Origin of the sequence: Nitrosomonas sp., from assembly GCA_031316255.1 — a bacterium.
Classification (GTDB): Bacteria; Pseudomonadota; Gammaproteobacteria; order Burkholderiales; family Nitrosomonadaceae; genus Nitrosomonas.
The window spans coordinates 2039083-2054000 of record JALDQW010000001.1 but is presented as its reverse complement, the minus strand read 5'-3'; the positions used below and the strand labels follow the sequence as shown (position 1 = coordinate 2054000).

Annotated in this window: 13 protein-coding genes and 1 tRNA gene; 5 read left to right on the top strand and 9 right to left on the bottom strand. The window is 46.6% G+C overall.

Annotated features, from left to right (window positions below; all coding sequences use genetic code 11):
* The first annotated feature begins 3 nt into the window (after positions 1–3).
* The 3 genes from MRK00_09175 (at position 4) to MRK00_09165 (ending at position 4006) form a co-directional block, all read left to right on the top strand.
* Positions 4–2358 carry an ATP-binding protein gene (locus MRK00_09175; GenBank protein MDR4517541.1) on the top strand — a complete coding sequence of 785 codons (2355 nt, stop codon included), beginning with the start codon at positions 4–6 and terminating at the stop codon, positions 2356–2358.
* 18 nt (positions 2359–2376) lie between these two features.
* The gene (locus MRK00_09170) at positions 2377–2820 is read left to right on the top strand and encodes a hypothetical protein (protein MDR4517540.1); all 444 of its coding nucleotides are present in this window, start codon (positions 2377–2379) and stop codon (positions 2818–2820) included.
* Positions 2821–3019: 199 nt separating this feature from the next.
* Complete coding sequence (locus MRK00_09165; GenBank protein ID MDR4517539.1) at positions 3020–4006, top strand: malate dehydrogenase; 987 nt, start codon at positions 3020–3022, stop codon at positions 4004–4006.
* A gap of 440 nt (positions 4007–4446) precedes the next feature.
* On the opposite strand, the gene MRK00_09160 is transcribed toward MRK00_09165, so the two are convergent.
* From MRK00_09160 to MRK00_09140, 5 genes are all read right to left on the bottom strand, one after another.
* Positions 4447–5025: a peroxidase-related enzyme gene (locus MRK00_09160; protein ID MDR4517538.1), complete on the bottom strand. Its 579-nt coding sequence runs from the start codon at positions 5023–5025 to the stop codon at positions 4447–4449.
* 247 nt (positions 5026–5272) lie between these two features.
* Positions 5273–5349, bottom strand: a tRNA-Val gene (locus tag MRK00_09155).
* A 110-nt stretch (positions 5350–5459) separates the two neighbouring features.
* Entirely contained in the window at positions 5460–6335 is an 876-nt protein-coding gene (locus MRK00_09150) for a ribose-phosphate diphosphokinase (GenBank protein MDR4517537.1), read from the bottom strand.
* 15 nt (positions 6336–6350) lie between these two features.
* On the bottom strand, positions 6351–7886 hold the full coding sequence (locus tag MRK00_09145; GenBank protein MDR4517536.1) for a thymidine phosphorylase family protein: 1536 nt from the start codon (positions 7884–7886) through the stop codon (positions 6351–6353).
* Positions 7879–10425, bottom strand: a complete 2547-nt coding sequence (locus MRK00_09140) for a pentapeptide repeat-containing protein (protein MDR4517535.1) — start codon at positions 10423–10425, stop codon at positions 7879–7881. The genes MRK00_09145 and MRK00_09140 overlap by 8 nt, the downstream gene beginning before the upstream one ends.
* 189 nt (positions 10426–10614) lie before the next feature.
* On the opposite strand from MRK00_09140, the gene MRK00_09135 reads away from it, so the two are divergent.
* A complete protein-coding gene (locus tag MRK00_09135; protein ID MDR4517534.1) occupies positions 10615–10839 on the top strand; it encodes an AbrB/MazE/SpoVT family DNA-binding domain-containing protein in 225 nt (74 codons plus the stop codon).
* A 199-nt stretch (positions 10840–11038) separates the two neighbouring features.
* On the opposite strand, the gene MRK00_09130 is transcribed toward MRK00_09135, so the two are convergent.
* Both MRK00_09130 and MRK00_09125 read right to left on the bottom strand, forming a co-directional pair.
* A complete protein-coding gene (locus MRK00_09130) occupies positions 11039–11563 on the bottom strand; it encodes a Slp family lipoprotein (protein ID MDR4517533.1) in 525 nt (174 codons plus the stop codon).
* Between the two features lie 15 nt (positions 11564–11578).
* The gene (locus tag MRK00_09125; protein MDR4517532.1) at positions 11579–12340 is read right to left on the bottom strand and encodes a hypothetical protein; all 762 of its coding nucleotides are present in this window, start codon (positions 12338–12340) and stop codon (positions 11579–11581) included.
* Between the two features lie 489 nt (positions 12341–12829).
* Between MRK00_09125 and MRK00_09120 the strand changes: the two genes are divergently transcribed.
* Entirely contained in the window at positions 12830–13693 is an 864-nt protein-coding gene (locus tag MRK00_09120) for a hypothetical protein (GenBank protein MDR4517531.1), read from the top strand.
* A gap of 82 nt (positions 13694–13775) precedes the next feature.
* On the opposite strand, the gene MRK00_09115 is transcribed toward MRK00_09120, so the two are convergent.
* Positions 13776–14222, bottom strand: coding sequence for a hypothetical protein (locus MRK00_09115; GenBank protein MDR4517530.1), 447 nt, complete (start codon positions 14220–14222; stop codon positions 13776–13778).
* On the bottom strand, positions 14212–14787 hold the full coding sequence (pgsA, locus tag MRK00_09110) for a CDP-diacylglycerol--glycerol-3-phosphate 3-phosphatidyltransferase (GenBank protein ID MDR4517529.1): 576 nt from the start codon (positions 14785–14787) through the stop codon (positions 14212–14214). The genes MRK00_09115 and pgsA overlap by 11 nt, the downstream gene beginning before the upstream one ends.
* Positions 14788–14918: the final 131 nt, after the last annotated feature.

Below are 14918 nucleotides of genomic sequence, written 5' to 3'. Positions count from 1 at the left end.
GCTGTGAAAGAACAAAATAACGCTCATCCCGTTTCCCACACAAATGCTTTACCGGCCGATAACTTAAAGCGCAAATATAGGTCGTTGCGGCTCAAACTGACACTGTTTATTCTGGTTGCGGCTGTACTGGCCAATTTTACCTTTATTCTGGTATGGCAACCGCGGTTTACGAATCAAATGCTGCAAATCGAATACCATTCCAATCAGAGTCATCTCGCAACCCTGGCTCAGGCAATACAACACTTTTTAATCCAGAATCAACTGGCCGCCATCTACGAAACTTTGGATCAGACACTGGATAGCGAAAGCCGTTGGCTGGCGATTGAATATTACGATGCTGAAGGATTGAAAATTTATCCCTTAACGCCCAGCATTATTCCGTCTGAAGACAAAGGCGATGTAAAACGTATTGAGCATTCCATATTATTCTGGGGACAGGATTATGGCAAACTGATCATTCTGGTGGATTTAACGCATGTAGAATCCGCGATCAGAGAAGAAGGTTATATTTTTATCACCATCTCAACACTGTTGTTTACCCTGGTCGCCCTATTTGTGGCCACATTCCTGGATTTGATGGTCACACGAAGAACACAGGAATTATCACAGGCAGCCGACCGCATTTCGCACGGCGATTTTACCGCCAGACTGCCCGAAGAAAAACCGGATGAAATCGGCCAGCTCACCTATTCGTTCAGATTAATGCGCGATCATATCCTGGAAAACCAGCATAATCTTGAAGCCTCGAAAAATAAGGCAGAAGCCGCCAGTCAGGCAAAATCGGAATTCCTGGCCACAATGAGTCATGAAATCCGTACACCGATGAATGGCGTGATCGGGATGACCGACCTGTTGCTGGAACGAGAACTGGATAACGAAAGCCGTCATTATGCGGAAAACATCCGATTGTCTGGCGAGCAGATGTTGCGCATTATTAATGAAGTACTTGATTTTTCCAAGCTGGAAGCGGGAAAAATCAATTTGGAGGAAATCCCGTTCGACCTAGCCGATCTGGTTGAAACGGTCATGGAAAGTTACATCCAGGAAAGCCAGAAAAAAAACCTTGTGCTGGGATATTACATTCCGTCATCGATTCAGGGTATCTATCTGGGTGATAGCGGACGTATTAGACAGGTATTGATGAATCTGGTTGGCAACGCGGTAAAATTTACCGAGTCTGGAGAAATCCATGTACGCGTATCGAAAGATAACACGGCCGATCAAAGAATACGGTTTACCGTATCAGATACCGGCATCGGTATTCCCAATGCATTCCATGAAAAAATATTCGACAGTTTTACACAAATCGATGCTTCCACGTCGCGGCGATACGGCGGAACTGGTTTAGGCCTGACCATCAGCAGGCAATTGGTGAAGTTAATGAACGGTGAAATCGGCATATTGCCTGAGCGCAATAAAGGAACCACATTCTGGTTCTCAATCCCGCTAAAATATTCAGACAAATCGGAAAAAACGATCACTGCAGATTCACTTGCCCGCGTGGACAACAAACATGTACTGGTCATCAACAACAACATGGAAAACAGTAACAGTCTGACATGCCTGCTCAAAGAATGGAACATCAACGTCCGGCAAGCCCACGACCTGACAGCGGCAAAGAATTTTCTGATCGGAGAAGCCAAGAACGGGTACAAACCTGATCTTATCATTCTGGATTATCAGTTACTCGAAAAAGAACAAACACCCGATTTTAATGCGATTAAAGTATTGCTCCATTCCGGGAATTATCCTGTTTTATTGTTGTCCACTATTCCACAGAATCTTCAGGTTCTGAACAAATCAAATAACCGAATCGATCAAATCATCTATCCTGTTCGGCCAGACACCCTGCTAAACAGAATGAGCAACCTGCTCGATAACGGCGCCAACAACACACCGGTATATGTCCGCATGGAAAACAGCGATTCCAACCTGCCTCGCTTAAAGCAAAAAGAAGTCTCCGGAAAACGGCTTAATGTACTCATCGCCGAAGACAATCAGATTAATCAAATGGTGGCAGAAGGTATTATGGCCAGTATCGGTCATCAAGTTGATGTCGTCTCGAATGGTCTGGAGGCAGTCGAAGCCTATCAAAAAAAATATTACGACCTCATTTTAATGGATATACAAATGCCGGAAATGGATGGATTGGAAGCTACACGAAGAATCAGGGAAATAGAAAACGACACTCCCGGGATAACCATTATTGCCCTGACCGCCAATGCACTTGCGAGTGACAGGGCCCGGTGTCTGGAAAGCGGAATGAATGATTTTTTGTCAAAACCCTTTCATAAAACCCAAATGGAAGCGCTACTTGCGCAATACTTCCATCAAAAAAACGACGCCATACACAACTGAACACAGCTATTTTCACTCATGAACAAATTCTTCCTGGCCAGCCTGTTTTCCCTGATTTACATAACCGGTGCTTCTGCCGACACCATTTATCAATGGAGCGATCCCTGGGGGCAAATCCAGTACAGCAAAACACCGGTACCGGGCGCCATGGTATCCGACTTAACAGAACTTCCTGAAATACATGAAACGACTGAACAACAAAAACAAGACGCGATGGTAAGAAAACTGCACGAAATGAAACAACGCAATATAAACCGTATCAAGCAAGCAGAAATTCAGGAACAAATAAAATTTAACGCGCTGGAAGAAAAAAATCACTGCAAACAACTCCGCATACTCATGGCCGACATGCAGTCTTACTATCTCTGGCAATACCCGTTATTCGGCGCACCGATATTCCCCGGCTACTATGGACAGTTGAACCATGACTTGTCACGGGATATTAAAAACAAGTGCCGATAGTCCATGCAGCACCATTTTCAAAAACCGAATCAACCTCACTGCAGTCAAACAGTCCAAACACGTTCAAACCCGGATAATTGAGACCCCCACTTATCTCTATCTATCTCAGACTTCCTTGATACCTGGATTGCACGTATAATTAAGCGCTAGGTTAATTTAACAGTCACAGGGGCTCAGGAGTCACTCAAGGATTGAAAACATGAAATCGCCTATTCGAATTTCGGTTACTGGCGCAACAGGTCAGATTTGTTACAGCCTGTTGTTTCGTATCGCAGCGGGTGACATGCTGGGTAAAGACCAGCCTGTCATTCTACAATTGCATGACATTCCAAATGCGCGTCCATTATTTGATGGTCTGGTTATGGAGATGCAGGACTGTGCATTTCCATTACTGACTGATCTTATCACCACAAGCGATCCGCTCGTCGCATTTAAAGATACCGATATCGCCATACTCGTCGGCGCGCGGCCGCGCGGCGAGAATATGGAACGCAAGGATCTGCTGGAAGCGAACGGTCCGATTTTTATTGAACAGGGAAAAGCGCTCAATGCGGTAGCCAACAGGAATGTGAAGGTATTGGTCGTCGGCAATCCCGCCAATACAAACGCCTATATCACACTCAAAAATGCACCGGATCTCAACCCTGAAAACTTTACCGCAATGCTCCGGCTCGATCATAACCGGGCCTTGTCCCAGGTCGCCCTGAAACTGTCAAAGCCTGTGACCAGCATTAACAAAATGATCGTCTGGGGCAATCATTCGAATACCCAATACCCGGATCTCGGTCATGCAGAAATTGACAACAAACCAGTCAAACCCCTCATAGGCGACGATAACTGGATTGCAAAACACTTTGTTCCGACTGTACAGAAGCGCGGCATGGCTATTATCGAAGCACGTCACGGCCGATCCAGCGCTGCCAGCGCAGCCAATGCCATTATTAACCACATGCAGGACTGGATTTTTGGAACCCGCGAAAATGACTGGACATCGATGGGTATACTGTCCGATGGCAGTTATGGCATTCCGGAAGGCGTCATCTACAGCTTCCCGGTAACCTGCCAGAATGGCCGCTACAAGATAGTCCAGGGGTTGGATTTAAATGACGATGACAGAAAAAAAATGCAAAAAAGTTATGAAGAACTCATAACCGAACAAAATGCCATTAAACATCTGTTAACTTAATTTCTGAACAGCCCCAAGTAGCGCATACCGCCTCGTCGATTACATTTAGCCGCAAAGGTTTGCGGTTAAATGTAATCGTGAATCATTTTAAATCACCCCGACAAACCGGTTTCTAACCAATAGCCCCTCGGCAATTTATTCTGCTTTAATTTACGCTGCGAATCGGATTGGAAGTATTAAAGGTGATATGGTAGGCGCTCGCCCCGTATTACCAAATGACAGCATACCAAGAGTAAGCGGACATTCAATTGTGCCAACTTTATCTATCGGCCGGATGCTAATTTTGAATTTAACTAAGGGCAATAAGCGTCATGGTCTATAGAACTTGATATCTTGCCTTTTTAGTATGATACACACCAACTTTAAATTATTCGTTGACCATGAAAATAGAGAGGTGTTCAGTTAAAGGAAGCTCTGTAGTGTGTATTGTGGGGCAAAAATCATTTCTCAGCATGCCGGGTAAGAATCTGTGTGAAACCCTGATCTATATTAATTTTGGTTGCATTGGCCAAGTGATTATAAAAAACGGCCATGCCTGACATAGCGATAATTTCCATAATTTCTTCTTCGTCAAAACCATATTCTTTTAGTAACTGGAAATCCTTTTCACTGGAAGCATGCGAGTCTTTAGCTAATCTGACGGCAAAATCAATAGCCGCTTTATCTTTTGCGCCATCCTCTTCATCAATCGAATAATTTGTGATGAGTTTTTCTATTTGTTTTTGAGAAACACCAATATTTAAACAAAATGCATGGTGTGCAGCTTCACAGTAATGACAACCTTTTAGTGAAGATATGGCTACAAAGATCATTTCCTTGAGGCGCCTACTAACCCGTCCACTTGTTAAAATATGATTCATGACAGGCCAGATACCATTTAAAGCCTCTGGAGCAGTCGCCCATACTCGGAAAAAATGAGGTGTAAAAGGCGCATTTAATGCTGTTTTGATTTTGTTAAATGTTGTCTCAATTTCTGGTGTTACTGGAGCATCATTGATAATTTGACTAATAGTTCTCATATGGATTCTTTCTTAAAGTTATGGTGTTTTAAAGATAAAGGTCTTGGGGATAGATTCTTGATCAGCAGTACCATTCATGAATATTTGGGGGTACAGGATTTTGAATTTTCAAATATATCCCCATTTATACCCCTACTTTTTGCCGGTTGCAAGGGGGTAAATACGGATTAGTGCAGAAAGGAAGTTTTGTAAATTCCTTTATTTTTATGGCTTTGTGGATTGCTTTGTAAGGGTGCGGAAGGTGATATGGTAGGCGCGACTGGATTCGAACCAACGACCCCCACCATGTCAAGGTGGTGCTCTAACCAACTGAGCTACGCGCCTAAAAGAATTCCGGACAGTATCCGGAAAAGAACGATGATTCTATCTGAAACACGCCGTTGGCACAAATGAATTTACACCCTGCCAATCAGTAACGGCACCCATTGTTCGAATCAGATGAGTGTTTTGACCGCCTCCGCCAGCAACTCGCTCAAACAAATTGCGTTGGTTGAATGGGCAATGCTGTCCGTGCTCCAGACCTGCGTCACGCCGGATTGGCGGATAAAGCGTTCCGAATCGCTGCAAAAAAGCGGATGCGTCACTACAGCATCCACCTGTTTCGCACCGGCCTGCAGCAGTTTTCCGGCGGCCTGTGCAAGTGTGTGGCCGGTGCTGGCGATATCGTCGATAAGAATTACATTCTGCTCGGCATAATTGCGTTGCGGCAGGGTGACATTCACCGCATTATCCCCGCTTCTGATTTTAGCCGCCACCGCATACGAAAAACCGATTTCGGTTGCGATGCCACACACCCATTGTTCGGATTCACCATCGGGACCAAACAGCATGCCGGATTGATATTGGTTCTTCAGAAACCGGCCGATTGTCTCGCCCGCAGAGATCGCCAGTGCATTCTTAATGGGAATGGCCTGATCCAGCCGATGCACCCGGTGCAGATGCGGATCGACAGTAATCACATCATCGAAATTATCCGCGAGCAGTTGGCCGATCACCTGCTGACTGATCGCTTCGCCGGGATGATTTTCCACATCCTGCCGCATGTAGCATAAATATGGCGCAACCAGGGTAATGCGTTTGGCGCCATGTCTGCGCAATGCGGAAACACTGAGCAGCAGCTCAATGAGTTTACTGTTGGGCTGGTTCAGACTTCTGACCAGCACCACATGTTCCGGCAAATCCACCGGCACCTGCACCCGGCTTTCGCCATCCGGAAAAACATGCAGCCGGACTTCCTGATACTCCGCTCGCAACGCGTTTGCCAGCGCCTGCGCCTGGGTGTAGTAATCCTCAAAGCCGATTACCCGCATCAGATTGCGCTCACTTTAAACAAATGCATCATACCGTTTGATATCTCCCTTCTCGCCAATGGTATACCCCTTATCCTGTTCTATCAGCTTTCCAACAAATTCGAAGTCGGACATGAATTCCGCGTAAACCCGGTACAATACATCGCCTTCTGCCACGGCATCGCCGGTTTTACGCATCAGATCGACGCCCGCCTTTTTATCCATCGGCGCACCGGCAATGCGTGCGATTTTGGCCATCTGCAAATTATCGATGCCGGTGACCACGCCCGTTCTGTCCGCCCGGACTTCATGGCAAAACTGACCGGGGGTGAAATCGACCGTACGTGCGCCCTGCCCTTCGATAATCGCGTTCATCTTCGCCAGCGCCCTGCCCGAATCCAGAATATCGCGCGCAATCGCGTAGCCCTGCCCGCCGCGTACATCGGGGTCGAATTCGATAATACGCCCCGCCAGCGCCAGCGATTTCTGGCGTAAATCTTCCGGGGCTTTAGGGTCGTTTTCGAGCACCTGCATCACATCGCGCGCTTCGAGCGTCGGGCCGATACCGCGCCCGACGGGTTGCCGCCCGTCGGTGATAATCACTTCCAGATGGATATCAAGCTGATCGCCGACAAATTCAAACAGCTTTCTGAGCGCCAGCGCCGCGCGCATATGCCGCACCTTGGCCGTTGGGCCGACCGGGATATCGATGAGCAGATGCGTCGATCCCGCCGCCAGTTTTTTCGACAAAATCGATGCGACCATCTGGCCGCGCGAATCGATACCGAGCGGCCGCTCCACCGCAATCAGCATGTCGTCGACCGGCGCGAGTTTTGCCGTACCGCCCCACGCAAGACAGCCGCGGTGTTTACGCACAATATCATGCAGCTTGCCCGGCGACAGATTGACTTCCGCCAGCGTTTCCATGGTATCCGCCGTCCCGGCGGGCGAGGTAATCGCACGGCTCGACGTTTTCGGAATCAGCATGCCATGCGCCGCGACAATTGGCACCACCAGCATCGACGTGCGGTTGCCCGGAATGCCGCCGATGCAGTGCTTGTCCACAACCAGCAATTCCCCCCAGTTCAGCCGCTGTCCGGTATCGAGCATCGCCCGGGTCAGATAATACACCTCGTCGCGGTCGAGGCTGTTCTGCCCGGTCGCCACTAGGAACGCCGCCATCTCCATCTTGGAATACCGGCTCTCGGCGATATCGCGCGTAATCGCCTCAAAATCTTCCAGCGTCAAGCGCTCCCCGTCTATCTTGCGCCGCACCGCGTCCATCGATGCCGCAGGCTCGGCGTGGTCGACCTTAATCACACAATCTGCATGCGCATTCAACTGTTCATACGCCTGCTCGGACAGTCCCAGCTCTGTTGGCGTCACAATCGCCGCATCATCGACCACATTGAGCACCGCGAGTATCTTGTGGCCATTGGCACTGATGCGGATTTTCGACAACGCCTGAAACCCCTCCGCGCGATACACCGCGCATTCGCGGTGGAGGTACGCAACGTTTTCGTGGTACGTGTCGATGGCGACACGACGCAGTTTGATGGTTGGGTTATTCATAGGCTTCACCCGGTACTTTGGGTGCAATCGATTCTGCAGGCAGGTCTGAACGGTCTGTTTTGCATTCGAATGCGAGTTGGATGGTGTTCTCTGTTTTTCGGGTTGCGATTGCTTTTAATAACCTGAGCGTATCGTCACTGATTTCAGATAGCGCTGGGCAAATCCATTCGCCCTTCAGATTCATTTGGTCCTTGAGCGATAACATACATTGCGCAGCCACGTTTCCAGGTCGAATCCCATCAAACTGATTACGAATTATGCCCGAGGCTGCCCATTTGTTTTCACAAGCCTGTGAAATTAAATAGGGATGCAAACTGTTAAGATACGCTGACAAATCGGTACTACCATACAATTCGTTACCAAAACCAAACAGCAGCGTATGCAGATCAACGCCGTACACCGCATTGGTAAAGATCTGTTTACCTATTGCCTCGCTCAACGTCGTTGGTTGACCGGCACGGCTTGATAACCGATCACGGATTCGGTTAAAAATCACATCATCTTTGATTTTTATTGCAAGTTGCTCAATCCATTCATTAACAGACTGCTCAGTCAATATACCCACATACAGGCCATCAATGACAGTCAGCGATAAGTTAGCGTTCGTTAAATTTGCACCCTGTAGTCCAGCCCAACTTAAATTTGCACCCTGTAGTTCGGCCTGTCTTAAATCTGAACCCTGTAGTCTGGTCCAACTTAAATCTGCACCCTGTAGTTTGACGCCTATTAAAATTGCACCCTGTAGGTTGGCCCAAGTTAAACCTGCACCCTGTAGTTCGACTTCCCATAAACCTGTACCCTGTAGTTCGGCCCTGCTTAAATTTGCACCCTGTAGTTTGGCCCTACTTAAATTTGCACCCTGTAGTTTGGCCCTACTTAAATCTGCACCCTGTAGGTTGGCCCAACTTAAATCTGTACCCTGTAGTTTGGCATGTCTTAAATCTGCACCCTGTAGTTGGGCCTCTCCTAAATTTGCACTCTGTAGTTCGGCCCTGCTTAACTCTGCGCCCTGTAGTTTGGCCCAATTTAAATCTGCACCCTGTAGTTGGGCCTCTCCTAAATTTGCACTCTGTAGTTCGGCCCTGCTTAACTTTGCACCCTGTAGTTGGACCGCTCTTAAATCCGCACCTTGTAATTTGGCCTCACTTAAATCTGCACCCTGTAGTTCGGCTTTAGTCATTCGCGCACGGGTTAACATGGCTGCTGAAAAGTTTGCATGACTGAGATCAGATAGATCGCCATTTGCGCCGACAAAATCCACCTTAGGCAAACGCGCTTGTGAGAAATCCGCATAACGAAAATCTCGCTCACTGAGAATCAGGCCACGTACTTTTTTCAGCGCGGCTTCTCTTTTCTTTTCATCATCACTGGTAACATCGGCTTCGTCTTCGGCCGATAATTCATTGGCGATCAGCAATTGTTCACGCAGAATGAGATTGCGGTTGAAAATACCGCCTTTTATCTGTTTTTCATCCCGATCATCGATAACATACCGTTGATCAAAAAAATATTCCGTTAAACGGAAATAACGCTCCCCCGCTATGTTGGATGAACTCAGCGGTTCATCCGTTAACCAGCTTGTAGGAATAATTTTAGCAACAAATTTTTCGTGAGCACTATCCGGCAACACGGCAACGGCCCAGGAAAATATCAGCACACTCAGAACAGTAATTGCGCTGAAACTGCCTTCGAGCACAGGCCGGCCACTGGTATGGATTTCCGGTTGATCGGATGGTTTAATCCGTTTTATAGTGGAATTGCTGTCGGTTGTCTTGACCCACAATCGTTGAACGCGTTGTAATAGCCACGGCAACCCTGTCGCCTGTTTAATCCAGTTCAGTCCATTGCCATCGACTGAGCGGATAATCGGCCAGAAGATCGCCAGAATCAGCAAATCCAAAATAATCGCCACACGCTGCCAAAGCAGAATATCCGCATCGTGGTATGCTAGAAAGCCCACTTGCAGCCCGATCAGAATAACGAGCGGCAGCCAGTTAATCGTAATCCAAACCAGCAGCGTGAGCAACAACCGCAACAACCCGGAATGCTGCCGCCCACTTAATGTATGGGTAAATGCAAAGGCAAAAAGCTGTGTGTAATAATATCGGCGTGCATTCTCATCGCCCAGCCTGATGACGGCATGATCAAAGCGGTGTATTTTGTCGGCCAGCAGACACAGCTGCAACAGCAGGTTGAAATGCAACAACAGAAAGAAATAAGGGGCAAACTGGTAAAACCCGGTAATCGGCAGTTCGACATTCAGGATCGGCAGATTTACCGGCGTATCCTTGAGCAGCATGACATCGGTCGTCGACCAGATGATTACCGCAATATAAAACCCGGCCAGCAGGAAGGTGATATAAAAATTGCGCACATGCTGCGAAGCGCTGTTGACCGATTCCAGCAGTGCTTCTATTTTTTCGATGTGTTCTTTCTGCCCGTTTTGCACAGTCGTTTCACCGTCATCGGTTTTTTGACTGGTTTTTTTTGAAAACCAGTGAGCCAATGCGGATGGATGCAAACGGGACAGGAAATTCATGCTGGATTTTGATTGAGTTTTTATTAAACAGAGATGAAGATTACCGTACTAAGAACCGAAACGTACTTGTCCTCGGTTGTTGGTATTCTCTGTGTTATCAATCAGGCTGTCAAATACCGGAAACAGCATTCAGATTGACAGGATTCTTTAAAACCATTTAGGATAAGCAATTACTTTGTGGAATCTGCCATGCTAAAAGTAAAAATCATATCCATCGGCAATTCGATGGGCATTGTATTACCGAAAGAAGTGCTGGCGAAACTAAATGTGGGCAAGGGCGATGAGTTGTATCTCGTTGACGGGCCTGATGGCTTGACGATTTTGCCCTACCGTCAGGTCTTTGAGCAACAGATGGCCGCTGCCGGGAGGGTTATGAAAAAATACCGCAGTGTCCTGCATCGACTGGCCAAATGAAGCCACTGCTATGGGTACTGAAGTGGTTCCGGCTAAATGAACAGAAAATTTTTCAAAAAATAAATTTCAGGATTAACCAAGTTTTTTTCAAGCATCCATTTGGCCCGTCTGAAATAATTCGAATAGCCCGTGACATAAAACCGGTTGATTTGGGGGGTCGGGCTTTAAAGAGAAGATATCCTGTGTGTCAATTCCCGTCTTACCAGAATAGCTGCCTGAAATAACAATCCGGACAATACCGGTAGTAATTATCCCGGTAGGCAATCGGCCAGGGGTGAATCGTTGTGGCGTTGAGCAACGGCAGTCCGGCGCGCCCGGATTCCGCTGCCGGTTCGGTTTTACCTGCTATGGCGCCGACAACAACAATTTCCCTGCTGGCAAAAAAAATCTTCGGATCGAGTGTTTGCGTGCTTTTAACGAGAAAATACCCTTCGCTGGGTTTGTCGATATCGGGACGGCCATAATAATCGAGCGGATAATACAACACCTGCATTATGCTGTCTTTATCTTCCTGTTTCACTTCAACAACAACACCGCCCCAGCGCACCAGCGTATTTTGATATGACTGCGCATCTGCACTGGCCTGGGCATAGGAAATGTTCTTGATACGCGTGTCATCCAAGGAAGGTGGCATTGATGAACAGGCGCCGAGCAACAGGCCGATAGCTATTAAAAACAACCGCATGGTTTCACCTAAAATATCAGACTTGATTCCTGTTTTCATGGCGTTGGCAGACATTTATTCAAACGCTTCCTGATCAACAATTTCTATTTCCGACACAAACAGCCGTGTACGATGTCCGTAAATATTTCTGTTTGCCAGCCGCTCGCTGTAATGCACTTTCACCCATGCCGCCATTTTCAGGCTTTTAATGGAAAATTCATAAAGATCGCGGTCATCCATGACAAAATGTCTGAATTTGTCGCCGCTTTTTCCGATCTGCATGGTCATAAAATAATTACGGTTCAGGTTCTTGTTCTTAATGACATTGGTTATCCGGCCAAATTCCACACCGTAAGAAACTTCGGGCTCAAAAGTACGAATGCTGCCAATAAAATGCGTCTGTTCCGGTACGATATTTTTATCGACCAGATAAACCTCGAGCAGTTCATTAAATGCAGAACATGATAACAACGTATTGCTGCGTGGCATTTTATATTCAATCACAACATCATAGCCAATAATTTCTTCAAGCGTTGCATAAAAATCATCTTTCTCGAAACAGAATTGGAACGGATTGGTCACCAGGTTTTGCGGAATGCTGCCAAAACTGATAAATGAAGCGCTTTCATGACCCAACAGCACTTCTCCAACATAGGCTGTATTGAGCGTACGATTAAGCGCATTGTCACGTCCGATCCGGCTCAACTGACCCGATGCATAACCTTTTGTGTCGATAATCAGCGATTGTGAATAAAGCGGCATGGAAACCAGGTTCGCAATTAAAATCAGCGATACAATAAACAGCGTAATACCGGGGGCACAGAAATTCTTCATCATCTCTCTTCCAAATAGTCGCCTTTTGTACGATTCGTGTTTTCAGCGATGCTCACAAAACCGAATCGACTGTAAAAACCTGTTTTTCGGTAAGCTGCCCGAAAAAACCCGTATGAAGCAACTATTATAGGTGCATCTTACTTAACAGACGCTGAAAATTATCACAAAAAAAGACCAATAGCTGTTCTCAATGAGTGCACTGTATCTGCTGGCACCTTTTTAGGAACAACAGAAATAACGCACTCATTGAGAACAATCCTTATTAAGAGCATCCCATACGATAATGTCTCGGGGACAAAAGAAAACGTATTCTGGAAATTACGAGTGTCGGATTTCTTTACGCCTACTCAAAATAAATTGCAACACCCTCTACTGAAAACCAAGAAAACCATATTGATACAACAACTTATTCATTGAAGAAAGCGCAGGCACGAATTTTGCGTAAAGAATATAAAAGGCTTTTTTTCATGCAACTTCTCAAGGAGAATTCCAATGCAAAAATATTTTTTAATTGCTTTCTGTTACCTTTTGCTTTCTTCACAGCAAAGTTTTGCTGGCTCGATATTCCTGACCGGGCATGACCCCGACTTTCATGCTTCAAATTCTTCCGGCACAGCCATCGATTCTATAGGCGCCGTACATATCAACCAAACCGCAATCAATTACATTTTAGACCCCACCTTCAATACATTTGCAGCAGGTGGAACCAGTAAGTTTCTTTTTGTTGAATCCAATATCTCAGTACCAGCAGGACATCGACACGGTGTGAATGGCATTATCCAGAGTGGATATGCTTTGGGTGTTGACTTTGAACACCACACGGCCTCTACCTTGGGTGCGGAACTCAATCTTTTAGGAACAAAATATGCCGGGATTGTCATCGCATCTGATTTTGGTGGAATACTAACCCAGGCGGAACTGGATATTCTCAATTTTCGCTCCGGAGATATTATTAATTTTATAAATGCGGGTGGTGGACTGTATGCCATGGCTGAAGGCAATAGCGGAACCGGATTGACACCGGGTGGTGGGCATTTCGGATTCTTGCCGTTTGTTGTCAGCTCAACTGGTTTTAATCAATCAGAAGCCGGAACGACTGTCACAGCTTTTGGTGCTTCACTGGGGCTGACCGATGCAGACGTCAGTGCGAATTTCTCACATAATATCTTTAATGATGCCTTTGGCTTAAATGTTGTTGACCGTGATTCTGCCGGACAAATTCTGACACTTGCTGGACGGCCAACCACGATTACACCCGGCGGTGTAGTTTCCGAACCCGCAATGGTTTTGTTATTTACCTTAGGGTTGATCCTGCTTACAGCAACAAGACAACAACGTATTTTATTCAGAAGATAGTCTGATACAGACAACAGCAAAACATACATTGCTGTTGTCTATTGCATGTCCAAATCAATTCTTCAAAACAACCAACCTGCGACTAACCCGCTTCGTACTTGCCGCCACTTTGAATACAGGTTTCCTCGATTGTCGTTGCGTCCCAGTCATGTTTTTTTTCCGATCCCCGATAATAGTGCTTGTCGAAAACCAGTCCGTCAGGATCGGTATAACGGATACAGCGCCCGATTCTGCTTTCATCGGGACAACGCGTACCTGTTGAACAATGCTTGGTAATCAACTGCCGGTCAGAAGCCGACAGTGAACTCAAACGGTACTCTTCACAGATACTCTGTCTTTTGATACGTTCACAAGCCACGAATGCTTTCGGGTCTTCGCCAGAACGGCTGTGTGCAGAACCCGCAGACATAATAAACAACATCTTCAACGCAATGAATGTCAGAAATAAACGCACCAGCATTCCTGCTTCCCGGCTTCTGACTTTAAAAATAATACCGTGCATAATCGAATAATAGGGGTTATTGGTCATGTTTGATGGCTTGCGGTATGGCTGCTTTTAAATAGTAAATCATCGACCATAACGTCAAGAAAGCCGCCACATAAATCAGCCATGTTCCGATTTCAAGCGCATTATAACCTTCAGCGAGGTCGTCATGGTAGAGCAGCAGTGGTATCGCAATCATCTGTGCCGTGGTCTTGATCTTTCCCAGGAATGAAACTGCCACACTTTTGGATTGACCGATTTGCGCCATCCATTCGCGCAGCGCCGAGACCGCGATCTCGCGCCCGATAATAATCAATGCGATCGGCGCACCGAGCCGGTCAAGATAGACGAGCACAATCAGAGCGGCAGCCACCATCAATTTATCGGCAACAGGATCGAGAAATGCGCCAAAAGCGGACATCTGGTTTAATGCGCGCGCCAGAAACCCGTCAAGCCAGTCTGTAATGGCCGCACCGGCAAAAATAATGGTTGCAACCAGGTTTTTCTGTTCGGACGACAACCAGCCGTCAGGCAGATAAAAAATCCCCACAAAAAGGGGAATGGCCAGTATTCTGAGCCATGTTAAAAAATTCGGCAGATTTAAAGGCATAACAACAAATGTCCTAACGGGCATCTATAAACACGAATGAATAAAATAAATTGCTAAATAAACGATCCAACGGATTAATTATAAAAAAAACAGCCGCATGCAATACGGCGATTTCATGTACAAAACCGTTC

What these genes read in the sequence shown, in the direction of transcription:
- MRK00_09165 (MDR4517539.1), top strand. Translation starts at nt 3,020, where the DNA reads ATGAAATCGCCTATTCGAATTTCGGTTACTGGCGCAACAGGTCAGATT.
- MRK00_09135 (MDR4517534.1), top strand. Translation starts at nt 10,615, where the DNA reads ATGCTAAAAGTAAAAATCATATCCATCGGCAATTCGATGGGCATTGTA.
- MRK00_09140 (MDR4517535.1), bottom strand. Translation starts at nt 10,425, where the DNA reads ATGAATTTCCTGTCCCGTTTGCATCCATCCGCATTGGCTCACTGGTTT.
- MRK00_09120 (MDR4517531.1), top strand. Translation starts at nt 12,830, where the DNA reads ATGCAAAAATATTTTTTAATTGCTTTCTGTTACCTTTTGCTTTCTTCA.
- MRK00_09115 (MDR4517530.1), bottom strand. Translation starts at nt 14,222, where the DNA reads ATGACCAATAACCCCTATTATTCGATTATGCACGGTATTATTTTTAAA.
- MRK00_09170 (MDR4517540.1), top strand. Translation starts at nt 2,377, where the DNA reads ATGAACAAATTCTTCCTGGCCAGCCTGTTTTCCCTGATTTACATAACC.
- MRK00_09145 (MDR4517536.1), bottom strand. Translation starts at nt 7,886, where the DNA reads ATGAATAACCCAACCATCAAACTGCGTCGTGTCGCCATCGACACGTAC.
- MRK00_09130 (MDR4517533.1), bottom strand. Translation starts at nt 11,563, where the DNA reads ATGAAAACAGGAATCAAGTCTGATATTTTAGGTGAAACCATGCGGTTG.
- MRK00_09150 (MDR4517537.1), bottom strand. Translation starts at nt 6,335, where the DNA reads ATGCGGGTAATCGGCTTTGAGGATTACTACACCCAGGCGCAGGCGCTG.
- MRK00_09125 (MDR4517532.1), bottom strand. Translation starts at nt 12,340, where the DNA reads ATGATGAAGAATTTCTGTGCCCCCGGTATTACGCTGTTTATTGTATCG.
- MRK00_09160 (MDR4517538.1), bottom strand. Translation starts at nt 5,025, where the DNA reads ATGAGAACTATTAGTCAAATTATCAATGATGCTCCAGTAACACCAGAA.
- pgsA (MDR4517529.1), bottom strand. Translation starts at nt 14,787, where the DNA reads ATGCCTTTAAATCTGCCGAATTTTTTAACATGGCTCAGAATACTGGCC.